At 48.4% G+C, this 26,781-nt stretch carries 27 protein-coding genes; 17 read left to right on the top strand and 10 right to left on the bottom strand.

Annotated elements, in window-relative coordinates; all coding sequences use genetic code 11:
* Positions 1–10 precede the first annotated feature (10 nt).
* Entirely contained in the window at positions 11–1,138 is a 1,128-nt protein-coding gene (locus ACEW9I_RS19605) for a SpoIID/LytB domain-containing protein (RefSeq protein WP_373542014.1), read from the bottom strand.
* 179 nt (positions 1,139–1,317) lie between these two features.
* Between ACEW9I_RS19605 and ACEW9I_RS19600 the strand changes: the two genes are divergently transcribed.
* On the top strand, positions 1,318–2,481 hold the full coding sequence (locus ACEW9I_RS19600) for a DegT/DnrJ/EryC1/StrS family aminotransferase (protein WP_373542013.1): 1,164 nt from the start codon (positions 1,318–1,320) through the stop codon (positions 2,479–2,481).
* A 186-nt stretch (positions 2,482–2,667) separates the two neighbouring features.
* Here the strand turns inward: ACEW9I_RS19600 and ACEW9I_RS19595 are convergent, their stop codons facing one another.
* Positions 2,668–3,351: a biopolymer transporter ExbD gene (locus ACEW9I_RS19595; protein ID WP_373542012.1), complete on the bottom strand. Its 684-nt coding sequence runs from the start codon at positions 3,349–3,351 to the stop codon at positions 2,668–2,670.
* A 178-nt stretch (positions 3,352–3,529) separates the two neighbouring features.
* Between ACEW9I_RS19595 and ACEW9I_RS19590 the strand changes: the two genes are divergently transcribed.
* Entirely contained in the window at positions 3,530–4,468 is a 939-nt protein-coding gene (locus tag ACEW9I_RS19590) for a ribonuclease Z (protein ID WP_373542011.1), read from the top strand.
* 490 nt (positions 4,469–4,958) lie between these two features.
* Here ACEW9I_RS19590 and ACEW9I_RS19585 read toward each other — a convergent pair whose 3' ends face one another.
* Positions 4,959–5,651, bottom strand: coding sequence for a hypothetical protein (locus ACEW9I_RS19585; protein WP_373542010.1), 693 nt, complete (start codon positions 5,649–5,651; stop codon positions 4,959–4,961).
* Positions 5,652–5,899: 248 nt separating this feature from the next.
* Here ACEW9I_RS19585 and ACEW9I_RS19580 point away from each other — a divergent pair, with 248 nt between their 5' ends.
* Positions 5,900–6,103, top strand: a complete 204-nt coding sequence (locus tag ACEW9I_RS19580) for a hypothetical protein (RefSeq protein ID WP_373542009.1) — start codon at positions 5,900–5,902, stop codon at positions 6,101–6,103.
* 1 nt (position 6,104) lies between these two features.
* Here the strand turns inward: ACEW9I_RS19580 and ACEW9I_RS19575 are convergent, their stop codons facing one another.
* Both ACEW9I_RS19575 and gyrB read right to left on the bottom strand, forming a co-directional pair.
* A complete protein-coding gene (locus ACEW9I_RS19575) occupies positions 6,105–6,611 on the bottom strand; it encodes an N-acetyltransferase family protein (protein ID WP_373542008.1) in 507 nt (168 codons plus the stop codon).
* A gap of 269 nt (positions 6,612–6,880) precedes the next feature.
* Positions 6,881–8,818 carry a DNA topoisomerase (ATP-hydrolyzing) subunit B gene (gyrB, locus tag ACEW9I_RS19570; protein WP_373542007.1) on the bottom strand — a complete coding sequence of 646 codons (1,938 nt, stop codon included), beginning with the start codon at positions 8,816–8,818 and terminating at the stop codon, positions 6,881–6,883.
* 209 nt (positions 8,819–9,027) lie between these two features.
* On the opposite strand from gyrB, the gene miaA reads away from it, so the two are divergent.
* Positions 9,028–9,948, top strand: coding sequence for a tRNA (adenosine(37)-N6)-dimethylallyltransferase MiaA (gene miaA / locus ACEW9I_RS19565; RefSeq protein ID WP_373542006.1), 921 nt, complete (start codon positions 9,028–9,030; stop codon positions 9,946–9,948).
* A 146-nt stretch (positions 9,949–10,094) separates the two neighbouring features.
* On the opposite strand, the gene egtB is transcribed toward miaA, so the two are convergent.
* Positions 10,095–11,366 carry an ergothioneine biosynthesis protein EgtB gene (gene egtB / locus ACEW9I_RS19560; protein WP_373542005.1) on the bottom strand — a complete coding sequence of 424 codons (1,272 nt, stop codon included), beginning with the start codon at positions 11,364–11,366 and terminating at the stop codon, positions 10,095–10,097.
* 130 nt (positions 11,367–11,496) lie between these two features.
* Between egtB and ACEW9I_RS19555 the strand changes: the two genes are divergently transcribed.
* Positions 11,497–12,843, top strand: a complete 1,347-nt coding sequence (locus ACEW9I_RS19555) for a hypothetical protein (RefSeq protein ID WP_373542004.1) — start codon at positions 11,497–11,499, stop codon at positions 12,841–12,843.
* A 214-nt stretch (positions 12,844–13,057) separates the two neighbouring features.
* Positions 13,058–13,927, top strand: a complete 870-nt coding sequence (locus ACEW9I_RS19550; protein WP_373542003.1) for a branched-chain amino acid ABC transporter permease — start codon at positions 13,058–13,060, stop codon at positions 13,925–13,927.
* 58 nt (positions 13,928–13,985) lie between these two features.
* On the opposite strand, the gene ACEW9I_RS19545 is transcribed toward ACEW9I_RS19550, so the two are convergent.
* Positions 13,986–14,471 carry a hypothetical protein gene (locus tag ACEW9I_RS19545; protein ID WP_373542002.1) on the bottom strand — a complete coding sequence of 162 codons (486 nt, stop codon included), beginning with the start codon at positions 14,469–14,471 and terminating at the stop codon, positions 13,986–13,988.
* 421 nt (positions 14,472–14,892) lie between these two features.
* Here ACEW9I_RS19545 and ACEW9I_RS19540 point away from each other — a divergent pair, with 421 nt between their 5' ends.
* Positions 14,893–16,428 (top strand): FAD-binding domain-containing protein, encoded by a 1,536-nt coding sequence (locus ACEW9I_RS19540; protein ID WP_373542001.1) that lies wholly within the window; start codon positions 14,893–14,895, stop codon positions 16,426–16,428.
* A gap of 169 nt (positions 16,429–16,597) precedes the next feature.
* Here the strand turns inward: ACEW9I_RS19540 and pdxA are convergent, their stop codons facing one another.
* Both pdxA and ACEW9I_RS19530 read right to left on the bottom strand, forming a co-directional pair.
* On the bottom strand, positions 16,598–17,644 hold the full coding sequence (pdxA, locus tag ACEW9I_RS19535) for a 4-hydroxythreonine-4-phosphate dehydrogenase PdxA (RefSeq protein ID WP_373542000.1): 1,047 nt from the start codon (positions 17,642–17,644) through the stop codon (positions 16,598–16,600).
* Complete coding sequence (locus ACEW9I_RS19530) at positions 17,641–18,210, bottom strand: GNAT family N-acetyltransferase (protein WP_373541999.1); 570 nt, start codon at positions 18,208–18,210, stop codon at positions 17,641–17,643. The genes pdxA and ACEW9I_RS19530 overlap by 4 nt, the downstream gene beginning before the upstream one ends.
* 183 nt (positions 18,211–18,393) lie before the next feature.
* Between ACEW9I_RS19530 and ACEW9I_RS19525 the strand changes: the two genes are divergently transcribed.
* From ACEW9I_RS19525 to ACEW9I_RS19500, 6 genes are all read left to right on the top strand, one after another.
* Entirely contained in the window at positions 18,394–18,501 is a 108-nt protein-coding gene (locus tag ACEW9I_RS19525; protein ID WP_309736810.1) for a PetM family cytochrome b6-f complex subunit 7, read from the top strand.
* A gap of 134 nt (positions 18,502–18,635) precedes the next feature.
* Entirely contained in the window at positions 18,636–19,622 is a 987-nt protein-coding gene (locus ACEW9I_RS19520; protein ID WP_373541998.1) for an SDR family oxidoreductase, read from the top strand.
* A gap of 233 nt (positions 19,623–19,855) precedes the next feature.
* On the top strand, positions 19,856–20,770 hold the full coding sequence (locus ACEW9I_RS19515; protein ID WP_373541997.1) for an NAD(+) kinase: 915 nt from the start codon (positions 19,856–19,858) through the stop codon (positions 20,768–20,770).
* A 40-nt stretch (positions 20,771–20,810) separates the two neighbouring features.
* Positions 20,811–21,488, top strand: coding sequence for a response regulator transcription factor NblR (gene nblR / locus ACEW9I_RS19510; protein WP_373541996.1), 678 nt, complete (start codon positions 20,811–20,813; stop codon positions 21,486–21,488).
* Between the two features lie 101 nt (positions 21,489–21,589).
* On the top strand, positions 21,590–22,129 hold the full coding sequence (locus tag ACEW9I_RS19505) for a DUF192 domain-containing protein (protein WP_373541995.1): 540 nt from the start codon (positions 21,590–21,592) through the stop codon (positions 22,127–22,129).
* 513 nt (positions 22,130–22,642) lie between these two features.
* Entirely contained in the window at positions 22,643–22,837 is a 195-nt protein-coding gene (locus tag ACEW9I_RS19500; RefSeq protein ID WP_373541994.1) for a DUF2949 domain-containing protein, read from the top strand.
* Between the two features lie 238 nt (positions 22,838–23,075).
* On the opposite strand, the gene ACEW9I_RS19495 is transcribed toward ACEW9I_RS19500, so the two are convergent.
* Positions 23,076–23,819, bottom strand: a complete 744-nt coding sequence (locus ACEW9I_RS19495; RefSeq protein ID WP_373541993.1) for an HAD-IA family hydrolase — start codon at positions 23,817–23,819, stop codon at positions 23,076–23,078.
* A gap of 243 nt (positions 23,820–24,062) precedes the next feature.
* Here ACEW9I_RS19495 and ACEW9I_RS19490 point away from each other — a divergent pair, with 243 nt between their 5' ends.
* The 4 genes from ACEW9I_RS19490 (at position 24,063) to ACEW9I_RS19475 (ending at position 26,725) form a co-directional block, all read left to right on the top strand.
* Complete coding sequence (locus ACEW9I_RS19490) at positions 24,063–25,247, top strand: photosynthetic/respiratory NAD(P)H-quinone oxidoreductase subunit H (RefSeq protein WP_373541992.1); 1,185 nt, start codon at positions 24,063–24,065, stop codon at positions 25,245–25,247.
* 100 nt (positions 25,248–25,347) lie between these two features.
* Positions 25,348–25,638, top strand: coding sequence for a hypothetical protein (locus ACEW9I_RS19485; RefSeq protein WP_373541991.1), 291 nt, complete (start codon positions 25,348–25,350; stop codon positions 25,636–25,638).
* Positions 25,631–25,990 carry a type II toxin-antitoxin system PemK/MazF family toxin gene (locus ACEW9I_RS19480; RefSeq protein ID WP_373541990.1) on the top strand — a complete coding sequence of 120 codons (360 nt, stop codon included), beginning with the start codon at positions 25,631–25,633 and terminating at the stop codon, positions 25,988–25,990. Before ACEW9I_RS19485 ends, ACEW9I_RS19480 begins: the two co-directional genes overlap by 8 nt.
* 36 nt (positions 25,991–26,026) lie before the next feature.
* Entirely contained in the window at positions 26,027–26,725 is a 699-nt protein-coding gene (locus ACEW9I_RS19475) for an esterase/lipase family protein (protein WP_373541989.1), read from the top strand.
* Positions 26,726–26,781: the final 56 nt, after the last annotated feature.

The raw sequence follows: 26,781 nt of genomic DNA, 5'->3' as shown, positions 1-26,781 counted from the left end.
ACCTTTACCCTTACTTATCCCCCAACTGTCCGATCTCCACACCCTGATAATAGTGAGTCAAGATATTGGCATACTTCATCCCTTGCTGGGCGAGATTGTAGGCTCCCCATTGACTCATCCCTAGTCCATGTCCATAGCCGCGTCCATTGAACGCGAACCCTGCTGGTGTGGGGACGATTGTAAACCGGAGGCTACGGAGTTTGAGTGCAGTGCGGACTTGAGTCCCTGTAAAAATTTGAGTGGTATCGCCACCAACTTTGAGACTGACAACACTGCCAAATTGAGTGGTGCGATCGGGGGCGATCGTCTTGAGACCCGATACCTTGAGACTTTGAGCGAGTTGAGCTAGTGTAAATGTCTGACTCCACTCCGAGCCAGGTGTATCGAGATCGTAGTCTGGGACTCCTCGCAAGTACGGGAGGCGACTAGACCAGATATCTTCAACATTCTCTGTATGCCCTCCAGAAGCCGCATGAAAGGCTGCCAAAATCGGTTTGCCGCCATACGTGAGGATTTGCCCTAAAGTCTCATTGACGGCGGCTTGAGTGGTGTCTGCCTCGCTAGAGATCCCCTGATATACTTGACTGGTTTGGGTGCTATCGACATCAAATAATTTTTGGCGGGTGGATTTACGCCGATAGATAGCATAGGTGCGGGCGGCAACTGCTTGAGCCTTGAGGGCTTCAGCCGGAAAAGTCGCGCTCATCTCCGCACCCAGTACGCTGTAGAGATACTGTTCGAGATTGACATGGTTGATGGCGAGGAGTTGTTTGCGAGTCGAGACGACTTGGATCGCGCCTCGGTACCAGCGACCGCCATCTGGGGAGGCTCCGCCATCGCTGAGCCAGACGTAGCCACCAGATTGGGGTCTGACCCAGAGTTGTTGCACCTGGCTGTCGCCAACGGCGATCGCGTCTGGAGTGGCTGTAGCAGCCAAGCTAGTTTGGGGCTGGAGTTCGCCCAATTTCAGACCATTTTCATCGCTGACGATCGCCAGTGTCGAAGCGGCGATATTTACGTGGGCAACTTTTTGAGCGACAGCGACGCGCAATCGCTCGGCTTGAGCTGGGGAGATCGCCATCAGCCACAGCAATAAAGACCACCATCCAGTTTGCTGACACAAGTGCAGAATACGCATATCAAAAATTTAGCGGTGCAGACAGTCATGATACTATGGAACGCTGAGCGTTTGGATCGCGTCTTCATCTGAAGACTGGTTCTGTTTTAGCCGTCGCCCCAAATCGATTGACTCAATTCGCGATCGATGTGGTGAACTATTCCGCTACAATTAATTGAAAATTCACGGTTATTAACGTTGTGAGTAACATCCCCCCTCTTGACCTCAAACGGCAGTATCAAGCGATCGGTGCTGATGTCAGTGCAGCGGTATTAGAAGTTCTAGCTTCAGGTGCTTATATTGGCGGCCCACTAGTCAAGAACTTCGAGCAGCAGTTTGCCACCTATATCGGTACGGCTGAATGTGTTGGTTGCAATTCTGGTACTGATGCGCTGTATCTAGCCTTGAGAGCGATGAATATCGGCGCAGGAGATGAGGTGATTACGACTCCCTTTACCTTTATTGCTACTGCTGAGACGATTAGCGGCGTGGGAGCAAAGCCCGTGTTTGTCGATATCGATCTAGCTACTTTCAATCTCGATCTGACTCAACTAGCCGCTGCAATTACGCCTCGTACCAAGGCAATCATGCCCGTACATTTATTTGGCAATCCGGTGGATATGACCGAGCTGATGTCGATCGCTGCACAGTACAATCTGGTGGTGATTGAAGACTGCGCTCAGGCTACAGGTGCCAAATGGCAGGGTCAACCAGTCGGGAGGATCGGACATTTCGGGTGCTTTAGCTTTTTTCCGACCAAAAATCTTGGTGCTTGCGGAGATGGTGGGGCGATTACAGTCAACGATCCTGGGTTAGCAGACGATTTGCGGATGTTGCGGGAGCATGGCAGCCGCGAACGGTACTATCATGAAGCGATCGGGGTCAATAGTCGGCTCGATGCCATTCAAGCGGCGATCTTGCAGGTAAAACTGCCGCACCTGGATCTGTGGAATCAACAACGCGCAACTGTCGCCAGTCGCTATCACCAGCTACTTGCCAATATTCCTGGGATAATTACGCCCCAAGCGACACCTGGGGGTGAATCTGCCTGGAATCAATACACGATTAGGGTCGTTGCACCTGTGGGGATGGATACCGCCGATCCTCGCGATCGGTTGCCCACGTTGCGCGATCGAGTTCGTGCTAGTCTGCTGGAGGCTGGTGCGATCGCGATGATCTATTACCCGCTACCGTTACATTTACAGTCTGTCTACGCAGATCTCGGTTATGCAGTGGGCAGTTTTCCCAATGCCGAGCGAGTCAGTCAGGAGGTGCTATCACTGCCGATGTTCCCAGAGCTGACTGTGGAGGAGCAGCAGCGGGTGGTATATGCACTGAAGGATGCGATCGATACTTGTCGGTAAGCTCACATCTTGCACCAATGCATAGATACTATTACTGCCACAACCCGAGGGCACCCCTACAGATAACTTGTAGGAGTGCCCCTTGTGAGTACCCAAAGATCTCAGCTAATTACTTTGCCCTACCAGCATCTGGAGTTATTCCACGTTCCGGCGATCGCGTATCCTTCAATTTGGTAGATGATGGCGTTAAGGTGAAGGCGATTTGCTGGGAGCGATTGATGGGGATGGCTGTATGGGGAGGTTGGGGGCAACTTGAGGGGATTGCCCGACTGCGGGTGGTGTCGGACTTGTCGCGCCACTAGTGGCTGGTACGGGAATTGTACTACTAGGTATTGTAGGCAGCGGAGTTGTGACGCTGCTGTTGGGTTGTGAGTTAGGGGGATTGACGCCTGGAGCGGGGTTAGAGGGAGGGTAGGCGTACCCAGGTGGAGTGGTGAGGACGGGGGGAGTTGGCGCGGCGGTATTCGTAGGGAGAGTGGCTAGTGCGACTCGATCTCCAGCAACAGTTCGGAGTGCATCGAGGACTTCAACGACTTGATTGTAGGTGACTAGTTTGGAAGCATACAAGACGATCGAGCTATTGGGTCGTGCTTGACGATACTGTCTGACTGCTGCGACTAGTTGCCCAGGGACGAGCATTGGTTGCTGTTCGACGAAGAGTTGTCCGGCGTCATTGAGTGTCACCATCAGCAGTTCGCGGGCGGCGGGCGTACCGCTAGCCGCCTGGGGAATATCGACACCAATTGCTTGCTGTTTGGCTACCTGTAGCCCCGCCAACAGGAAAAATGTCAAAATACAGAAAATCACATCAATGAGCGGTACTAGCTCGATTCTTGGTTCTTGGTCGGAGTTACCAGCATCGATCTTCATAGATAGTAGGGGGTAGGGACTAGACAGAGCAACGCGTATATCGATCGCTGCCTCAATCAGTATACCTGTGTGTCGATCCGTTCGCACAGCCTCTGTAACAGGAATCGCGCTGTAGACACCATTCACCATTCACCATCATTTATAATTAAGCAGCGACCCAACCCATCGATCGAACAACGTGCAAATCACCTTCCTCGGCACATCTTCTGGTGTCCCCACCAGGGCGCGCAATGTTTCTAGTATCGCCCTCAATCTCCCGCAACGAGCTGAGGTGTGGCTATTTGATTGTGGTGAAGCTACTCAACATCAATTACTGCGCTGTGATGTCAAAATCAGTCAGATTCGACGAATTTTTGTCACGCATTTACATGGCGATCATATATTTGGGTTGATGGGATTGTTGGCAACTTATGGGATGGCGGGTAGTCCAGATCGGATCGATATTTATGGCCCCAAAGGGTTGGATGAATATCTCCGTGCGTGTCAAAAGTATTCCTATACTCACCTCAATTATCCGCTCAAGGTACACACGATCGAGCCTGGAGTAGTTCACAAGGAAGCAGATTTTACAGTTACTTGCATCCCGCTCAAGCATAAGGTTCCAGCTTATGGCTATCGCGTCAGCGAAACCGATCGAGCTGGCAAATTTAATCTCGATAAAGCCAAGGAATTAAATATTCCCTCTGGCCCCATTTATGGCAAACTAAAGAATGGTGAAGTGGTAACTTTACCCGATGGGAGAGTGATTAATGGTCGGGATTTGTGTGGCGATACTGAAATTGGGCGGAAGTTTGTCTACTGTACCGATACCGTCTATTGTGACAATTCGGTAGAACTAGCTACTGATGCAGATGTATTGATTCATGAGTCTACCTTTGCCCACCAAGATGCAGAGATGGCGTTTGACAGATTGCATTCTACCTCGACGATGGCAGCTCAAGTGGCTTTAGGTGCTGGAGCAAAGGAATTGATCCTGACTCATTTTAGCCCGCGTTATGCTCCTGGCAATCCGATCGTCCTCGATGATTTATTACAAGCAGCGCGGGCAATTTTTCCGAATACGCGGATGGCTTACGACTTGATGACTCACGATGTACCTCGTCGAGTCGAGCGATAATTTGGTCTTATTTAGATCGTAACTTTTAAGTAAATCTGGTGTGAACCGATCTGAGCTAGCCTCCTATTCATAATATAAGATAAAAATAGTCCAGTTATCTTCTACTTTCGATCGCTCTGGTGGGAAGTTTAGTTCCCCGTTAGTAGAAACAAAGTAGAGGAAGCGACAGAAACTCTACACTAACTGGATATTTGGGAAATTGCTAAATATACCTAAGATGGCATTCCAAGCGGATCGCTACTTTCTGTACTGTTTGCCTTTCTACCGTCGCTCTCTTACGATTGGCAATAATGGGTCACTGCGACATAACCCCCATCCAGTACTTTGGATATCTTGTCTGCACAAGGAAAGTAGCTTCAATCGCCACCGGAATCAATTAATAAGTCTATATTTAAATATTAGCTGAGGCTAATTGATTCCAAATCCTCCGAAAGAATGAGAGTTTTGACGATCGCTACTATTACAATCGATAGAGAATCGAGCGATTTCCCTAGAGATCTAGCGATCGCAACTCGCTTTGTTTTTGATTGAATTGGATTTGCTCTACTGTCAACAGGCGCAGATTGTCAAGAGATTCCATATCCCACTGCACTTCAGCCAACAGGAATAGACAACCCGCAGTCACCATCCCCGTAACCAGAAACTGCCAATCAGGAAGATAAGATAGTAGTGACATCGCCCCAAAATGAAACAATCCACTAAGTGCAAAAGCGCGCGAACGCAGTCCCCACGCAGTCACTAGATAGCCAATCCCACTCAGTACCAGCCAAAGTTGACAGAGATATGGCAATACTACCCAGCCACCACCACAGATGCCCCAGTCGGTCAACAGGATACCACCAAGCGTCAGTCCGACCCAGGTATATACAACCCACCGCAATCGCTGTACCGTCACCCAATACCAAGCCAGATGGCAAGTACCCCACGCACCAAATAGCGTCAAAATCGACCATAGCACCGCTTGATCTGTCCAACTCAGGCTCAGAAATTGAGCCGTCAAGAAAATAATCGCCGTAATCCCACCCCACAACCCAAAAACTTGGTCGATGCGGGTATAAAAGCTAGAGAATAGTTGTACGTCTCTAAATTGGATGTCGATCTGCAACAGTCCTTCGAGATCTTGCACATCCAAGGCAGGTTGTTTGCGGCGGATAATCGGTTGAAATGGACTAAAAGCTGTCATTCTCTAAGGATAAGTGAGTATTTAGATCGGTCTGGTGAGTAGAATTTAACGTATATTATCACGATCTACAGACAATACATCCTCCTCTGTCTAGGAGTAGACCCAAGCGCGGCTGAATCGATCGATGACTCTCGATCTTTATCACTTCAGTGGGGTAGTAGTTTCAAAATCAAAATGTTACTGCGAGAACATTTTTCCGATCTCTAGTTCGACAAACATCTCCTCAGAGTGGTCTAGTTTAGACTAGGATGCACCAGTTTTGGCTCAAACGAGCTGAAGCTGGAAATATGAGTTTTGGTGCGCTACAGTCGATCGCCAAAGTCAGCCCCGATCTAACACCAGTTGCTCGAACCACAGCTCCAAATCCTAACCGCTGGCGATCGCTCATTTCTCAGCGAAAGAGTCAGATCTCAGTTGTCAATCTGTCATCTGAGACTAGAGATGTGGGTTGATTTATCCCTGTAACGAACTTGTAGCTACTTGTCTACCTAAAATCACTAAATCGCGATCGATCCCATTGAGTTCAGCGATTTGTGGTAAATAGCCCCATTGCTGGAAGTCATGTTTTTTGAACAAATTAAGGCTGGGTTGATTGTGACTAAAAATAAAAGCAACTAGCGTTTTGAGATCCAACTTAGGCGTGCTAGCAATTGCTTGAGTCAAGAGTGTACCGCCGAGCTTTTGATGCTGATAATCTGGTGATACATACACACTTACCTCCGCAGTATGACGATAGGCATCACGCCCATAAAACGAGCGAAAACTAAACCATCCCTTAATTTTATCATCTGCTTCAAATACCCACAATGGTCGCCGATCGGGTGTATGGGCGGTAAACCACTCTAGCCGACTATCAACTGTCACTGGCTCTAGATCTGCTGTCGCCATCCGTCCAGGAATCGATGTATTATAAATCTCAATAATTGCGGGTAAATCGGCGATCGTTGCGTCACGAATCATGGCATCAGGTGTTAGGTATTAGGCTTTAGGTTTTAGGGGGTGGGTGTTAGGTTTTAGGTTTAACTTAGAAAAGTGTAGAAAAGTGTAGAGTGGGCACTGCCCACCAGCTAAGGTTCAAGCACGCTCTACCTAATAAATAGTTGACATACTTACTCATTGGGTAGGAGGCATTAAGTTTAAATTAGACTTAAAAAAGTCGTAAGATCCGATCCAATCGCAGCAGCGGAAAGTTACGACTTATTGCAATTAAAATCTAAATTTCAAGTAACCTAAATGTCCAGATCCATCAGATTTAATTTAGGTCCATAAGTTTCAATAAACTCCCGACGCGGTGCCACGCGATCGCCCATCAGGATTGTAAAAATTCGATCGGCTTCAGCAGCATCTTGAATTTCTACCCGCTTGAGTGTGCGAGTTTCCCGATCCATTGTCGTTTCCCACAACTGCTTGGGCATCATTTCTCCCAACCCTTTGAATCGCTGAATTGTATAGTTAGCGTTGGCAGGAAATTCAGCAATCTTTCGCTGCAATTCACGTTCGCTATAACAATAATAATGATTGCGTCCGCGTTCTAACTTATACAGTGGTGGACAAGCGATATATACATAACCTTCTTCGATCAAAGCACGTTGATAGCGATAGAAGAACGTCAATAATAGCGTCCGAATGTGCGCCCCATCTACGTCAGCATCAGTCATCAAACAGATCCGATGATAGCGGAGTTGTTCGGGCTTGAAATCTTCCCCTCTGACACCCAAGCCTAATGCTGTAATTAGAGCCTGAATCTCAGTGTTTTTATAAATCTTGGAATCATCGGTTTTTTCGATGTTCAAGATCTTCCCGCGTAGAGGTAAGATTGCTTGAAAACGTCTGTCCCGTCCTTGTTTGGCACTTCCCCCAGCCGAATCACCTTCGACGATGAAAATCTCTGATTCGCTCGGATCTTTAGAGCTACAATCTGCCAATTTACCAGGCAAAGTTGAAGATTCTAAGACTGACTTCCGGCGTACCAATTCTCGCGCTCGGCGCGCTGCTTCAGCAGCATTAAAAGCTTGGAGTGCTTTTTCTAAAATTGCATCGGCAATATTCGGTCGAAATTCTAAATACTCCGTCAAAGCTTCCGCAACGATCGAGTCTACAATCCCGCGAACTTCACTATTGCCCAGTTTAGTCTTAGTTTGTCCTTCAAATTCAGGATTGGGTACCTTCACCGAGACAATGGCGGTTAAACCTTCCCGAATATTTTCACCACCGAGGTTCGCATCACCATCTTTAAGTTTATTGCGTTTGCGACCGATCGCATTCATCGTCCGAGTGAGCACGACTTTTAAACCGTCTAAGTGCGTTCCCCCTTCTTTGGTCTGAATATTATTGGCAAAACCCAAGATATTGTCAGTATAGGCATCTACGCACCATTGCAGCGCGACTTCGACCTGCACTTTATTCTTCTCACTTTGGATGTAGATCACTTCTTCGTGAAGTGGCTGCTTATCGACATTGAGATAAGCAATATACTCCCGAATCCCACCTTCATAAAAATAATTCTCGATCTTGGGTTCGGTAGACTCCAAGATATCGAGGCGATAGTCGCTAAAGCTAATCCGCAGTCCAGCATTGAGATAAGCTAACTGTTTGAATCTGACTGCGAGAGTATCAAAATCAAAGATAATCCCCTCTTTGAAGATCTCCACATCTGGTAGAAAAGTTACCGTCGTCCCCGTCCGATTCTCTGGACTCGGTACCACTTCCAATCCCGATACCGCAATCCCTTTCTCAAAGCGTTGGGTATGGATCTTCTGATTTCGCCAAACTTTGACTTCAACATTGGCGGACAGCGCGTTGACAACCGAAATTCCGACGCCATGCAAACCACCAGAGACGGTATAACCACCATCCCCAAATTTGCCCCCAGCATGGAGTACAGTTAAGACTGTCTCGATCGTCGATTTACCCGTTTGCGGATTGATCCCCGCCGGAATCCCCCGTCCATCATCGATGACGGTAATCGAACCATCAGCATTGATGGAAATATCGATATTTTTGCAATGACCAGCCAACGCTTCATCGATCGAGTTGTCCGCAACCTCATATACTAAATGATGGAGTCCGGTCGCCGAGGTGTTGCCAATATACATCCCAGGTCGGACGCGGACGGCTTCTAGTCCTTCCAGTACCCGGATGTTGTCGTCACCATAATCGCTGGTCATAAATGATGCTCCAATAATGAGTCACAAGCCGCTATTGGCTATATCGATGATAAATCACTCCAAAATTATAACACAGATAGGTTATGAACGAATCTAGATAGTTCTGAGAATATTTTTGGCAGTAAGATCTAAGTGGCACAGAGGGCGCGATTGCCGCGTTGGCAGCGACGAGTGAGTTAGAGCAGATATAGGGCAGTGGATAATCGATCGTGTTAATAGTTATTTGTGGCGCAACTGCTACGGGAAAATCAGGACTAGCCATCTCCATCGCGCAACGGCTTGGCTCCGAAATTATCAGTGCAGACTCGCGCCAGATCTATCGAGATTTTGATATTGCAACGGCGACGGTATCGAAAGCAGAATTAGCTCTTGTGCGACACCACTTTGTTAGTACATCAGATCCTAATCATACTGTAACTGTTGCCCAATATCAAGCAGAGGCACAGCCACTCATCGATCGACTACAACAGCAGGGAGTACCGTTAATGGTTGGCGGTACGGGACTATATATTAAGTCAGTGGTAAAGGGAATGAAGATGCCCAGAGTCGCTGCTGATGAGGATTTGCGATCGCAATTAACCAATCTCGGTCAAGGGCAATGTTACCAAATTCTACAACAGATCGATCCCCAAGCTGCTACTAAAATTTACGCTAACGACCCCAGACGCACGATTCGGGCTTTGGAGGTTTATTATGTCACAGGTCGGACTATTTCTAGTCAGCAGGGCGAATATCCACCCGGTTACCCAATTCTCCAAATTGGTTTGGATTGCGAGAATTTAGATATCCTCGCTCAACGCATCGAGCATCGCACTCAGCAGATGATTGAATTGGGTTGGGAGGATGAGGTGAAATATCTGGGAGCTAAATATGGGTGGGATTTACCGTTACTCAAGACGTTGGGCTATGCCCAAATGTGTCAGTATCTCCACGGTGAAATTAGTTTAGCAGCAGCGATCGATCGGACGATCGTCGCTACGCGTCAATATGCCAAACGTCAACGCACTTGGTTTAAAGCAATCCCCGAAATTGAGTGGTTTGATAGCAACGATCCCATGTTACTCGATCGCGTCTGGCATCGCGTCCAAAATTTCACAGCCTCACATCTTTCACCAATACGTGAAAACTAGTAAGGGCATAGATCTAAGGGTACCCACAAGGGGCACCCCTACAGATTAATTGTGTAGGGGTACCCCTTGTGGGTACCCTGGATCTACACTAAGCACTAATATGTTCAAATTGGTGCTCGCTCGCAATCTTATTGAAAAGTCCCTGACTAATAACTTGCCAAGCGAATACCACTAAATTGCCAGCGGGTTGAGGGCGGGAAAAAATTACGATAAGTGGGGCGGATATGATTGGCAGAAGTTGCACAAGAACCGCCGCGTAAGACCATTTGATTGCACATAAATTTACCATTGTATTCACCGATCGCACCATCAGCGACTTGAAATCCAGGATATGGTAAATAGGCACTTTGCGTCCATTCCCATACGTCTCCGAAGAACTGATGATGGGAGGTATTCGCAGGTGTGGGATGTAGAAGATCGCTATCTAAAAAGTTGCCAACTTGCGGCATATTTGTCACCGCAATTTCCCATTCTGCTTCGGTAGGGAGTCGCTTTCCTTGCCAAGTAGCATAGGCGTCGGCTTCATAGAAACTCACATGACAAACTGGCTCATTAGACTCTAACTTTTTCAACCCGCTCAGCGTCATTACCCACCACTCACCATCGATTTTTTCCCAATACAATGGCGATCGCCATTGCTGCGATTGGACAGTCATCCAGCCTTCAGCTAGCCAATATTTGGACTCTTGATAACCGCCTGCGTGGATAAATTCTAGATATTCACTATTGGTAACTAAGCGGCTTCCCAATTTATAATCTTGTAGATATGTTTGATGACGTGGGGATTCGTTATCAAAGGCAAATTCATGACTTTCAGCACCGATACTATACAAGCCACCTGGATATGCTAGCCACTCAAACTTACTCCCAAGATCGGGCGGATGCGGGTGTAAGTCATCGCGATAAATAGGGTGAAGGGGATTGAGTGCGAGGATATGTTTGATGTCGGTAATTAGTAACTCCTGATGCTGCTGTTCGTGGTGTAATCCTAAGATGATGAGATCTGCTAAGTCGGGATCTATGGGTGTGGCTGAGAGTAATGTCATCATCGATCGATCGACATGTGCTCGATAGCGATAAACTTCTGCTACTGTAGGACGAGAAAGTAGTCCGCGCTGATGGCGGGGATGGCGCGCGCCGACAGCTTCATAGTATGAGTTAAACAAATAACCAAATTGCGGATGAAAAACAGTATATCCTGGCAAATAAGGGATGAGGATAAAAGTTTCAAAGAACCAGGTAGTATGTGCTAGATGCCATTTGGGCGGACTCACATCCGGTATACTTTGGATCTGATAATCTTCGATCGCTAATGGTTGACAGATGTGTTCGCTCATCTGTCGAACTTGGCGATAGCGATTTTCCAAGGGAGCGGCTAGATTGATGAGGTTGGGCTGGGCAGTAGCGATAGATACCATGATTTGTTTGTCAATAAAAGTGTTATTAATATAGTCTGCGAACAGCAATTAAAAATAGTTTGGATGCGGTGAGCAAACTACTATTCGAGATTTGATTTCCCACCGTAAAAACTCAGCGATCGTCTACCACATGTCTAAATTTAATTTCGGTTATAGTCGTATTTTGACACTATTGGTATTGTTTTTGGTACCGATGATTGCCACAGTTGCCATTAATTTGCGATCGATCGCCGCGCCTGGATCGATCGCTCAAAGAACTCTCTCCCCAGGTTTGACAACCCCCCTCGGCACCCCGTCACCAACACCGTTCCCCAACCCCATCGAATCACCACTCCCCATCCCCGTCCCGCTGCCGAGAAATCCACTCCCGAGTACGCAACCGACGAATCCGAGTTCCACACCCACCGCCACTCCTTTTCCCACCCCGACTATCAGTCCGCCCCAATTTCCCACCAATCATACCAATCGGGCACTTTCACCAGGGGAACGGGACAAAATCGCCGCTTATTTACGGAGTCGCAATCTCAGCCCGAGTGCGCCCGTCAATCCCGTCACTGATACTCGCTTCATCTTGCATGACACTTCTGTGATCATGGCTCCGAGTACGCTGGAGCGCGAACGCTACCTGGGGCGAGGGCCGCTCGGATTGGGCGTCAATGCTTTTCTCCCGCGTGCCAACACCGCAGTTTTGGCGCGTCCCAATTTTTACGAACCCCGTCGCCCGACGACGACTGAGTTTGAAAAAGCCAGCGATATCTTAGTCAAGCCCGTGCGAGAGCAATTACTCAGACAGGCTTGGAGAGCGACTAATCTGGATGCCCAGCGGCAAGCTCTCGATGCCGCCCTTGCCAATCTCGGATTGAGCGCGGGTGAAATCGCCTCAGAGCAAACAGAAGCCCGAGGCAAACTAGCAGCCGCCAGCGGTCGGATTTATACCACCGCCACCTGGGCGGTAGAATCGATTTGTACCCGCTTCAACAATGGCGACAGGTCGGTGACCGATCCAGGTCGAGAAGCCAGTCTCCGCAGTGCCTGTACGCCACTGAGCAACTATTTCAATATCCGCAATAGCCGCGTCAAATCGAGCGTAGCTGCCGAAATCATCCAAGTCGGTGCCCGTTCCGTTCGCGGCAACCAAAATACCTGTAGTGCCAGCAACCCCAATATTGCCACCTTCCCCAATCCGCCTTACTCCGCCAATCAGTATGATTCAGCCCTCTCCCTTTACCTGAGATCGACTCTCGCTGCTGGCAAGTTTCCCCAACTGACGACGCACTTTATCCTCGACACTTTCGATCCAGAAGGACATTGCGATCCGCGCTGTTTCAATCTCAACAAGCTCTACAATACGATCGCGTCTACGATGGGACACGCTCAGGGTAGTAGTTATGGGATCGCGCCTAGTTATGGTACGCGATCGGGTACCAATAATATCTGGTGGCACGATCGGATCTGTCACGGTTCGGCACCCTCATAGTTAGCCAGAGTTGCAACCTAGAGATGCCTACGATTAAAATCGTGGCCAATGTTGCAAAGTCCGCCTTCGCAGACTGATTAACTAGTCCGCGAAGGCGGACTTTGTACTATGAGCAGCGGTTTCTAACCGCTGAGGTTATAGGTAGCAACTTGGGTTAGTTAGCTGTAATCAGACCAACCTACTGTAAGATCTTTCCAGCGATATTAGATAGTATATGGACCCCCAATTAATTGTAAATGGCATTGCCCTGGGTAGTATCATCGCTCTGGGCGCAGTTGGTTTGACGCTGACGTATGGCATTTTGCGCCTGTCCAACTTTGCTCACGGTGACTATATGACGATCGGGGCATTTGTCGCCTGGACGCTAAATATGAGTCCGATCCCAGTATTGAACAATATCTGGGTATCGATGGTAATCGGGATTGTCGCCACTGTCGGGGTAGCCTTGCTAGCGGAAACTGTTTTATGGAACCGAATGCGCCGCGTCCGCGCTACCGCCACGACGCTGGTGATTATTTCGATCGGATTGGCGTTATTCCTCCGCAATGGGATTCTGCTCGTTTTCGGTGGTGATGCCAAGCGGTATAATTTGCCAGTGAGTGAAGCGATCGATCTATTTGGGATCAAGATTAAGTTCTATAATTTGGTTGTATTAGGGCTGGCAATTGTCGCGATCGCCGGATTGCATTTTCTGCTCCAAAATACCAAAATTGGTAAAGCTATGCGCGCGGTAGCTGATGATATCGATCTCGCACGCGTGACGGGCATCAATGTCGAAGAAGTAGTGCTGTGGACGTGGATTATCGCCGCGAGTTTGACTGGATTGGGTGGTCAAATGTATGGTTTAGTGACCAATGTTCGCCCCGATATGGGTTGGTTTCTGATTATGCCGATGTTTGCGGCGGTGACTTTGGGCGGGATTGGTAATCCGTACGGGGCGATCGCGGGAGCCTTTATTATCGGCATCGCTCAAGAAGTTTCCGTCCCAATTGTCGGCTCTCAATACAAACTCGCGATCGCACTTATTTTAATGGTATTAACGCTGTTATTCCGTCCCCAAGGATTATTTAAAGGTACGGCTTAAATTAATTGATAATTGGGTTGTTAGGCTAGGATTCCAACCTTTCAACCCCTGTTCTTAGTTAATTGAGATCGTGTTCGACAAAAGCAAATCTCACACCCCTAGTTTCGAGATCGGTGAGAATGCGATCGTATGCTTCGAGATCCCAGAGCATCCACTTGGCAGTATCTTGAGGATCTTTGCCTGGAAAGATGTACGGATTGGTGGCTAGGAACTCCTTCAAGCTGTGGATTGTTTGACGCGCGATCGTCGGTTCGTGCCAGCGCGGTTGTGCGGCGAGGGTGGAGATTTCGGCGCGCATGGCAGATGCGAGGACGGCATTGCCTTCGGCTTCGGCTTCTTTGAGCAAACGGCGATAGCCTGTGGTGTCTTTGTAGATAAAGTTTTCGAGCCGCGCTACTCCCAGTTTTTGGGTGATGCGATCGAGTTGTGTCAATAGTTGTGGTACTGTGGTGCCGTAGACCAATCCTGCCGATTCGGTATCCATGGTGGCGGGGAGTGGAGCGATCCAGCCATGTTCGAGTTCGATTGTCAGCCAGTATGCCATAAGAGTCGCTATCTATTGCTATATGGTTTAGGTTACCCAGAGATAGATCTGAATTATCCTTGCCACAATATCCGCCGCCATCAACTGGCTAGCCGTTCGAGAAATATGGTGGTGGGTAAAAGAGTGGTGATTAAGACTTACTCTCAATCATAACTAAGTAGACTGGGAAAGATCGGCGATCGTTCCCGATATCGCTCTATTAAGCCAGTGGTGATGATGACTATTGATGGTGGTGGGGAGACATCTAGTTAGCAATCGGATCGTCCCAATATTGATGCAATTATTCACTGCTGCATATTTTGCTACAGGTGCCTAGCGATACTCGTGCTGAAATCGGATCTTGACGCTCATCAGTCGGTATATTTGTACTTAAATACTGTCAGCGTTAGACTAGTAGGGATCGAACCAAATCTAAACAAGTATGCACCTGCTATGGTTTCGCCGTGACTTACGATTGACTGACAACGAGAGCGTCACTCTAGCGACTGCCAACAACACCCCAGTTTTACCGTTCTTCATCATCGATCCCTGGTTTTATACTTGGGAAGATGTCGGCACAGCCAGGGTCAGATTTTTATTTGAATCGTTGCTAGATTTAGATCGTCAACTGCAAGAGCGAGGGAGTCGCCTATTCATATTTGAGGGCAACTCCACTCAAATCATCCAAGACCTCACCACACAGCTCATCGGGCAAGGAGATCGACCCCAGCTATTTTTCAACCGTGATGTCCAAGTAGAATATGGGATTAGTCGCGATCGAGAAATAGTGGAGTTTTACCAGGAATTAAACCTCGATTGCCATCTGGGGTTAAATAACTTTCTGCAAACGTCAGATCGCCGCCAGGAGTGGTTTGGCGAGTACTATACCTATCAGCGGCAACCTCAATACCAGCCGCCACAATCGATCGATTTACCCACACTGGCAATTGACATCCCCCAACTGACTTTTGCAGAACTCACCCAAAAATACTCACAGTTTTGGAACGTCGAGAAGGTTTATTTTCCTGGGGGCGAAACCAATGCCCACGATACATTAGACTCATTTCTCGCCCATAGATTCCACGGTTATCACTGGAAACTGTCGCGCCCGTGGTTGACTCAACAGGGAGCAACTTCTCACCTATCGCCACATCTGACTTTTGGGACGATTTCGACTCGGACTGTCTATCAGGCTACCAAAGCCAAAGTAGCCGCACTTGCAAGTCAACCTAAAGCTGAATTCTCGCTCAAAGCCTTTCGCGACAGATTGCGGTGGCACGATAGTTTTGCCCAACGGTTGTACTTCCATCCTGAAGTAGCTTACCAGAATCGCTACCCTGAATTTGATGATTGGTACAATTGGGACGAACTCAGCCCGAACCAGCTCGAACTGTATCAAGCTTGGCAGGAAGGGATGACGGGTTTTCCCCTCATTGATGCGAGTATGCGGCAGCTTCAAACGATGGGCTGGATGAACTTTCGGATGCGGGCAATGTGCGCGACTTTCTTGACTATCAATTGTGGTGTGTCTTGGCATCATGGAGCCAAGCATTATATGAACTATCTAGTTGATGGGGATCTCGCAATTGATAACTGGCAATGGCAGATGCAAGCAGGTATCACCAATCCCCTGAGCGAAACGTTTCGGATCTATAACCCCAACAAGAATATTACCGAAAAAGACCCCGATCTGAGTTTTATTCACCACTGGATACCGGAATTACAAGGTTATAGTCTGGGCGAAGTAAGCGCAGGTCAATATACAGACAGTTATTATCCACAGCCAATTCTAGATTGGTCGCAGACGCGCAAGGTCAATGGCAAGATCGTTTCAGACCTGCGCAAGCAAGTTCGAGCCAGACTAGTCGCTCAAGGTGGTGCTGAGTATGATAATGCGATCGCTGCAAAGGAGACTGTGGAGAAGTATTGGGAGTACAAGAATCGGGAATATCTTAAAAAGTTGACAGTTGACAGTTGACAGTTGCGGATGCAATCACGCGGAGGATACCTGGCGCATGTGTTGCACCAGCGGCTCGCGTTCCTCGGCTCTGCCGAGGGTTTAGCGAGACAAGACAAGCAGACAGTTGACAGCAATTCGCGATACGTAGGCTCTGCCGAGGGTTTAGCGAATCAAGAGAGCGAAGTTTTTAGGATGGGGATTTAGCACGCGCAGCCACTAACTCTACTGCCAGTTGGATTGCCGCTCTCATACTGCGATCGTCCGCAATTCCCAGTCCTGCAATATCAAACGCCGTGCCATGATCCGGTGAAGTCCGTACGAATGGTAACCCAATCGTCGTATTGGTCGCCCGATCGAATGCCATCAACTTCACTGGAATCAACCCCTGATCGTGATACAAAGCCAAATAAGCATCGGCGGCTTGCGGCTGGGGATGAGTCCCAAACCAAGCTTGTCCAGGTTTTACCCACATCGTATCTGGCGGCAATAGTCCCAGCAATTGATAATCGGGATAGTCATCTCGCGCAGTTTGGAGCCAATCCTCCATCCACTGCACTTCTTCTATGCCCAATTGTCCCCCTTCGCCACTATGTGGATTGAGTCCCGCGATCGCGATTGTCCCCGACTGCAACCCAAAATCCGCCCGTAAACACTCAACTAATAACCCTAACTTGAGACTGAGCAATGCTGGTGTCAGAGCTGAGGAGACTTCAGCTAGGGGAATATGCGTCGTCGCCAACAAGGCTCTCAACGTCCAGCCAGTATGTGGCGACACCCCCACAAATAACATCCCAAAGCGGTCTACATTCGCCTTGGAGGCGAGCAACTCGGTTTGTCCTGGAAAATGATGTCCCGCTGCCTTCCAAGCCGATTTGGCAATGGGTGCAGTGACGATCGCGTCAAACTCCCCTGCCAATGTGAAATCGATCGCTAGATCCAAATATCCAAAACTCGCTGCCCCACTAGCAGCATTACCCTGCCCAATTTTGATGCCAGTGCGGATCGCTGGGGAGAGTGGGACATCGATAATATCTAAGTTTGCGGGATTGGCAAGCTCGATTGTGGTGGGGATTTGTTGGCGCAAGTACTGATAGCGATCGATTAATAAGTCACGATTGCCGATGAGAGTGAGCTTGTCAGTTGCCAGAGAGCGATCGCTCAACGCCTTGAGGATGACTTCGGTACCAATTCCGGCTGGATCGCCTATAGCGATCGCGAGTCTCGGTTTACTCATGATTTTTCCAACTTGTCAGCATCCTGGCTGCGCCACTCCTGACGGAGCAGAGCATACACATCATGGTCTACAAATCGATCGTAGAGCCATTCCGCTTCCCGAGCAACACCTTCATGGGTAAAACCCAGCCGGAGGGGAATCGCTCGACTCCGCTCATTTTCTGTGGCGCAAGTGATTACCAAGCGATTGAGGTGACGGATTTTGAAGGCGTATTTGATGAGGCTTTGACACGAAGCCGTCATGATGCCATGTCCTTGGTGGGATCGTGCCAACCAATAACCGATATAACCGACGCGATTGTGTCGATCGATCCGATTAAAACCGATCGCCCCCACGATCCGGCGATTGTCACAAATAGCGGCAACCAACCCCTGTCGATCGGTAAACTGTTCCAGCGCAGACTCGATAAAGTTGTGCGTATTGGCAACCTCGGCGATCGAGTCTAGCCACGGCAACCATTGGCGCAGATGAGTCCGATTGAGATTGGTAAGTGCAAACAATTCTGGAGCATCAGCCGTCTGCAACAAGCGCAACTCATGTCTGTCGCTCAATTTGTCATAAAACATCGATTTTGTCCCGGCTTGATGTCTCTCGCTGCTGGCAGCGGACACTGGACTAAAAACATTGCCGATCCTCAGCTATCCTGGCGATCGCCCATACCCGATAACTGTTACGATACACTAGGCGATCCCGACAGTTTTGGATACCATAAGTTTACCATTTAACCATTTTTAAGGAGTATATCCGTCATGGCTGGCGAAATTTTTAACGCTGCGATTTTATCTTCAAGCTTGATTCTGGTCGGTTTGAGCCTGGGATTCCTCTTTCTCAAGATTCAAGGTCCAGAAGAAGAATAATCCTAACGTGGCGGATCGGGTGGCAAGCTGGCTCCGACATCCACCCGCTGGTGTAAATTTTTGTGAACGAACATGAGACATTTCTGCTAATATTTTAAAAAATAGCTTTAATAATTTTTAATTATTCTTGATAAATGACAATTTTAATTGTTGGTGCCACAGGTACCTTGGGTAGACAGATCGCACGCCGCGCCTTGGATGAAGGCTACAAAGTCCGCTGTCTAGTTAGAAATCCGCGCAAGGCGACTTTTCTGAAAGAATGGGGAGCTGAGGTAGTTGTAGGCAACATCTGCACTCCGAGTACCCTGGCACCCGCACTAGAAGGTGTGACAGCAGTGATCGATGCTGCGACCGCACGAGCGGCTGATATCTCCAGCTTCGAGCGAGTTGATTGGAACGGCAAAGTTAATCTGATTCAAGCTGCTGTCACAGCGAAGGTCGATCGATTTATCTTTTTCTCGATTTTGGGTGCGGAAGACTATCCCGAAGTGCCGCTGATGGAAATCAAAAGATGTGCAGAACTATTTTTGAAAGAATCTGGACTAAACTACACGATTTTACGTCCCTGCGGATTTATGCAAGGCATCATTAGTCAATTTGCGATTCCGATTTTGGAAGGGCAACCCGTATGGTTGACAGGTGATTCTTCACCGATTGCCTACATGGATACTCAAGATATTGCCAAGTTTGCGATTCGCGCCTTGGCTGTCCCAGCAACCAGCAATCGCAGCTTTCCGATCGCCGGACATCGCGCTTGGAGCGGGCGAGAAATTGTCAGTCTGTGCGAACGTCAGTCGAGTAAAGATGCGAAAGTCACTACTTTACCAATTGGCGTAATTCGGGCGATCCGCCAAACATTTCGCTTTTTTGAGTGGAGTTGGAATGCGGCAGACAGGCTCGCCTTTACCGAAGTATTGGCGACAGGGAAACCACTGACCGCCAACATGGATGAAGTATACCAAGTCTTTGGCATCGAGCCTCAAGAAATTGGGACCTTGGAAGCGTACTTACAAGAATACTTCAGTCGCATTCTGCGGAAGATCAAAGAACTCAATTATGAGAAAGACAAGCAGAAAGAAGCCCAAGCAGCAAAACAGAAAAAGAAAAAAATCATGTACTAGCACCGCACTGGGTAAAGATTGTTATCTTTGGTAGCCATCCCCCAGCCCTCAAGCCAATCGCATCCAGCTAGTATGCGATAATGGTCGGCATCATCAAAAATCTGGCTTGAATCCCCCACTGCTAGATCCTGATGTTCTAGCGGCCGCCGCGATCGCATCGCCCAGCGCGTTAAATCACACCCGCGATCGGCGGAAAGTTGTCACCCGAGCAAATTTGAAGTAGGACTGCATTTGTGCCAAAAATCGGCATTATTTACAATGAGGGCAAACCTGTCGCTTGTCGGATTGCCCAAGAAATCGATGACAAGTTGACAGCTCTAGGATGGGAAGTTGGCTCCGCCGCAGCCAAAGGTGGTATTTTGGGCTACTGTCATGACGATCGACCGATTACCTATCGCCCGATCGATTCGCTGTGCCCTCCTGGTTTTGAAGACATGAGTTTGGCGATCGTCTTGGGTGGTGATGGCACAGTCTTGGCAGCTTTTCGGCAGGTGGCACCCTATGGTATCCCCCTGCTGACGGTAAATACTGGGCACATGGGCTTTTTGACCGAAACTTATCTCAACCAGTTGCCAGAAGCGATCGATCGCGCGATCGCTGGTGAATATCAGATCGAGCAGCGGGCGATGCTGAGTGTCCGAGTTTGGGAAGGAGATCGACTATTATGGGAAGCATTGTGTCTCAATGAAATGGTGATCCATCGCGAACCACTCACCAGCATGTGCCACTTTGAAGTCACAGTCGGCAGACATGCGCCTGTAGACATCGCCGCTGATGGCGTGATCCTCTCTACGCCGACAGGCTCTACCGCCTATTCGCTCAGTGCTGGCGGCCCCGTAGTTGCGCCGGGAGTAGATGCCCTCCAACTAGTCCCGATCTGTCCGCATTCACTCGCATCCCGCGCCCTAGTGTTCTCCGACACCGAACCCGTCATCATCAACTCCGCCAACCCCAATCGCCTCGTTATGGTAGTAGATGGCAATGGTGGCTGTTATATCCTCCCCGAATTTACACTCCAGATCGAGCGATCGCCCCATTCAGCCAAATTTGTCCGGTTGCATCCGCCAGAATACTTCAAGGTCTTGCGCGAAAAGCTCGGCTGGGGGCTACCACACATCGCCAAACCCACATCAGTAGAGTTACCGTAGATCCAAGCGGAGCGATTCTTTATCCCCTATCCCTAAGATTATGGCTGAAAATACCCCAATCATCCTCGTCGAAAACGATGCCGTCTTAGCCGAGCGTATGAGCCTCGATCTGACCAAAGCTGGTTATCAAGTAGCGATCGCCGAAACTGCCCGCATCGGCTTAGAACACGCCAAAAAAATGCACCCATCACTGATCGCGATCGATCGCTCTCTACCTGGAGAATCAGCACTGGCACTGGTACCACAATTGCGGGAAGTGGGATGTGTCGCCCCGATTTTGTTGCTCATGTCACATGATTCGATCGCCGATCGGATTATTTGCCTAGAGTCAGGAGCCAATGACTACTTCCTCAAACCCTATCACGCTCCCAATTTTTTGCACACGATCGGGTTGTATCTCCACTCCAATGTCAATGCTGGGGAACAACTACGGTTTGGCGATCTCAGCTTGGATCTAGTCACTCACCGCGTATTGCGGCACGAGCGCGCGATCGAATTGACAGTCAAAGAGTTTGAACTGCTCCGCTATCTGATGTCTCATCCCGAAATCGAACTCACTAGAGAGCAAATTTTGGAAAACGTGTGGGGATATGATTTCTTGGGCGAGTCCAATGTGATCGAGGTGTATATCCGCTATCTCCGCCTCAAATTGGAAAAAGACGGCGGTAAGCGGATCGTGCAAACAGTCCGTAGTGTCGGCTATGTATTGCGTGACTAGTGCCCAGCAATTTGGCTGGGGAAAGTGAATGGAAAACTGACCATCAGAGGGCAACTATCAATTATCAACTATCAACTAATTATCATCCCTGTCTGAGCATCGTGAATCAAAACTACCTGAAATTTGGCATAGTCGGGATTTTGCTGCTCGGCTGTTCCATGCCCGTTGTGTCCGTACCACCAGTCCAGTCACCCAACTCACGATCGCCGTCTGGATCGGAGCCGATCGTCCCACAAGGGCAAAAACTGCCTGTAAGTGCCCAAACTACCATCAATGGTCAAACGATCCTCTTGGAGGTCGCCCGCACCCCTGAGGAGCAATCTATGGGGCTGATGTATCGCCCGAATTTAGCTGCCGATCGCGGCATGTTATTTGTGTTTTCGCCCGCCCGCCCAGTCGGCTTCTGGATGAAAAACACCCTCATGCCACTGGATATGGTGTTTATGTCCAATGGCGTAGTCAGATACATCAGTAAGCAAGTCCCGCCTTGCACAGCCGATCCTTGTCCGAGTTATGGTCCAGACTCCAAAATTGCCATCGATGGGGTCATCGAACTACGTAGTGGTAGAGCCACAGAGCTGCGCCTCAAAGTTGGCGATCGGATCGAAATCCGCAATTACTCAGCCAAAAGGCTTAAATAATTGGAGTTTTACTCAGAAGCGGCGATAGCGGTGTTATAATCCATTCCTAATAATAAAAATACCAAAATTTACGGATCTTTCGATCTCAACTTTGATAAAACCCCGTGTTTACACGGATTTCAAACAGCCATTAACAAGGTTAAATGTTTGTTACTGCCATCATCCAATTTCCTCATTTGGACAATTGAGATTACTGAATTTATACCAACATAAATATTCTGGGCACCGATCGGTAAGTCATCGCTGAATTGAAACACAGCACATCCTGTCGATTTTATGGTCATCACACTCACTTTTTCTCGATCTGTCTCGATCGGTAGATGACTTAAAACGTCACTCAATTTAAATTTAACTAGAACCTTTCTGTAATCTAAATCAGAGCTGGTGAAGCTCTAGATTGAAGTTTGCCGTCGTCAATTTTTGACTGAGGCTGAATGGCTCGGTGCAGATTGGCAGCTCGATTAGATAACTACTTTTTTTACTTTTTTTAAACATTTAGCCGGAGGTACGGCAGTGATCGCATCTACTCATTTAACAAAATTAATTCGATTCTTACAAGACGATCTAGCGATCTCTGCTTCATCGATGGCGATCGCGCTCAAGCAAGTAGAGCACAACCCTGGCCCCTTGCCCATGATTTTGTGGCAATATGGACTAGTGACGATCGAACAACTCGACCGGATTTATGATTGGATGGAAGCTCCTTAGAATTAGTTGACAGTTGACAGTTGACAGTTATGGCTGGCATTTGTGGCGGTTTGCTCCAGGTCGAGAAAGACAGCGCAGTTTGAGGATGTATAGCCTTAGCTCTCGCGGGTGAGCAGTGCCCACCCGCGAGACGATGGGAGCAGAGCCTCACATCCAAACTTGAACTCGGATCTTTTTGCTAGGTTTTTAAAAATGAATCGACCTCAAACCCACATTATTCGTGCGATCTTTGCCAGATTTACACGGTGATTAATCTCGCCAAAAGTGGTAGATCGACATAGGTGGAGCCTTGAGTATCCCCTCGGAGAATTTGACAAGGACGATCGGGTTCGCCGAGATCGGATAATACTAGTTTGGCGCGATCGAAATTGTGAAGTTGAGTATAGTCATTAATCGTCACAATCGTCAGAATTCCGGCATCCACCGCTGAGATCGTACCATTTTCCGAATCTTCAAATGCCAGACAATTTGCTGCTGGCAAATCCATCTGAGCGAGGACATAATTATAGATATCAGCCGCTGGTTTCTTCTTGGGGGCGATATCGCCAGCCGCGATGACCTCAAACCAGCTAGCATCGATATTGCCAGCCAACAGTGCGAAGACATTTTCAGGCGTAGTAGTAGTCGAGATCGCCAGCCGGAGATTGGCGGCTCTGGCAGCCGCTAGCAGCCGTCTGACGCCAGGACGGAGCGGAATACCACCTTGGGCTAGCAACTGAGCGTAATATTGATTCTTGGCTTTGTGGAGATCGGCAATCGCGGCATCGTCCATCCGCACATCGGGACGGTAAGTATCTAGATAAAAGCGCATCCGCTCCTTCCCCCCAGTGACAGCCAAGAGTTTGCCATACAACTCGACCGACCAATCCCAGTCTAGTCCCGCACTCACAAAAGCTTGATTGAAGGCGACCCGATGTCCATCGCGCTCGGTATCGGCTAAAGTCCCATCGACATCAAAAATTAGTGCTTGTAATTCGCTCATCTTGATAACCCCATTGTTTCACGCTCGTATTAGTGATGTTATCACTCATATCAGTGGCGCGATCGCGGCGATCGGATAGATGTAGAGCAGAGCACCAGTGTCATTGACTCCTGCCTGCGATCGGTGTCAAACCCTTATAATATAAGAAGAGGCATCCGTGGCAAATACTGATGCTCCGCCGTCTGTGGCAAGCTCTAGTAATTAGTAATAGTTCATTTCAAAACGCGATCGCAACCAGAGATTATGGCACAACTCGAAACTAGAACCGAACCGATGGTGCTGAACATGGGGCCGCACCACCCATCGATGCACGGGGTCATGCGGCTAATCGTCACCCTCGATGGTGAAGATGTCGTCGATTGTGAGCCTGTCATCGGCTATCTGCACCGAGGGATGGAAAAAATCGCTGAAAACCGCACGAATATCATGTTTGTGCCCTATGTCAGCCGCTGGGACTACGCAGCAGGGATGTTTAATGAAGCCATCACCGTCAATGCGGTTGAAAAATTAGCCAATATCCCCGTTCCCAAACGTGCGAGTCACATCCGCGTGATCATGCTGGAACTCAATCGGATTGCCAACCACCTGCTCTGGCTCGGTCCATTTATGGCAGATGTCGGCGCACAGACGCCCTTCTTCTACATCTTCCGCGAACGGGAGATGATCTACGATCTGTGGGAAGCCGCGACTGGCTATCGGATGGTGAATAACAACTACTTCCGCATCGGTGGCGTAGCCGTTGATTTGCCCTACGGGTGGATCGATAAATGTCTAGATTTCTGCGACTACTTCGACCCCAAGGTGGACGAGTACGAGCAACTGATTACCAATAACCCGATCTTCCGCCGTCGCGTCGAAGGTGTTGGGACGATTAGCCGCGAGGAAGCGATTAATTGGGGCTTGTCTGGCCCGATGCTGCGTGGTTCTGGTGTGAAGTGGGATCTGCGGAAGGTAGATAAGTACGAGTGCTACGATGATTTTGAATGGGATGTCCATTATGAGACGGCGGGTGACTGTCTAGCGCGGTATTTCGTCCGCATTCGCGAGATGCGCGAGTCGGTGAAGATCCTGCGTCAAGCCATCGCGGCTCTACCAGGCGGCTCCTACGAAAATCTTGAAGCCAAACGCCTCGCCGCTGGGCCAAAATCTGAGTGGGATGCGATGGAATATCAATATATCAGCAAGAAAGTCGCCCCGACATTCAAGATCCCCAAAGGTGAAAACTATGTGCGGATTGAGAGTGGTAAAGGTGAGCTAGGGATCTTCATCATGGGTGAGGACAATATCTTCCCGTGGCGATGGAAGATTCGCGCTGCTGATTTTAATAACGTCCAAATTTTGCCCCATCTGTTACGTGGTGTGAAGGTAGCCGATATCGTGACGATTTTGGGTAGTGTGGATATTATTATGGGTTCTGTCGATCGCTAAATTCGATCTGTTATTTTTGTGGTTATCGATCGACTAATTCGAGGTTACGTTGGATTAGTCGATCGATGATTCTAGGATTAACCAGCATGAGAAGCTAATTATGCAAACAAAGATCGACTACGAGCAAATCATCCTAAGGAATTTAAGACAGCTATCACCTACTCAACAGCAGGAGGTTTTAAACTTTACGGAATTTCTGCGCCAGAAATTTGCTTTGACAACGACGGCATCTGTATTATCACTTCAACAGCTTGCCAAACTCTCGATTGCAGAGCGGCATCAATATCTTAAAGCATTTATTCCGGCAACTGTCGATGATTTTTTGACAGATCCAGAGCTGACAGAATTCTCCATGCTCGATAACGAAGATTGGGAAATCGAGTATGACTAATGCAAAACGTGGCGAAGTCTGGTTAGTCGATCTCAATCCAACAAGAGGACAAGAACTTCAGAAAACTCGCCCTGTTATCATCATTAGTTCGGATTTATTCGATCTCATTTCTTTAAAAATTGCTATTCCGGTTACAAGCTGGCAAGATAAATTTAGAGAACGCCCTTTTATGGTACGAATTGATGCCAATCCAGACAATAGACTCGATCGAGATTCGGCAGGAAATATTCTCCAAGTTCGTAGTCTCTCGACAGATAGATTTGTGAAGCGATTGGGGCAGATGTCTACAGAAGTTTTACAAGAACTTTTATCGGGATTGATTGTTCGTACTGATTACGAATTAAAGTCCTAAATATCGATACGTATCTGTTAACTGCCTACTGATTCAATGCTTCCTACAGTTATTTTACCTGGCTATCTCGAAAGTGCGGATGTCTATCTGCCGCTTCAGCAAGCTCTAACCGCACTGGGAACGCCCACAATGACAGTACCACTCCGCAAACGAGATTGGCTACCGACACTCGGCGGTCGATCGATGATTCCGATTTTGCGACAACTCGACATCACTGTTAATTTAGCTTTAAATCATAACCAAGCTACCCAAATAAATCTGATCGGACATTCCGCTGGCGGCTGGATTAGTCGGATTTATATTGGGGAGATACCGTATATTATTCATGGCGATGTTACTGAAACTGAAGAACTATGGAACGCTAAATCCAAAGTTGCAAACTTGATTACACTGGGAACTCCACACATTAGTGGCGAACGCTGGACGAAGAAAAATCTTGATTTTGTGAACGATAATTATCCTGGCGCGATGTACCCAGATGTCAAGTATATTTGTGTGGCAGGTAAATCGATCTATGGCGCGCAAAAGCTCGGGCAATGGTTGGCATATAGTAGTTATCAGCAGACTTGTGGCGAGGGAAATACTTGGGGTGATGGGATTACCGCGATCTCAGCGGCGCATTTGGCTGGTGCGACTAATCTTACGATTGAAGGGGTGAAACATTCACCACGTACTGCGGGACTGTGGTATGGTTCGCCAGATATTTTAGCTCAGTGGGTTGGTTACCTGACTTGACTCAGGAGTATGAATTAAATTAAATGCTTACTTTTGGAGCTGGGTCGAGTACACCA

It is taken from the genome of Chamaesiphon sp. (assembly GCF_041738855.1).
In the GTDB taxonomy this organism is placed as follows: domain Bacteria; phylum Cyanobacteriota; class Cyanobacteriia; order Cyanobacteriales; family Chamaesiphonaceae; genus Chamaesiphon.
Note: the sequence above shows the minus strand (reverse complement) of the source record. Positions and strands in the feature narration are given on the sequence as shown.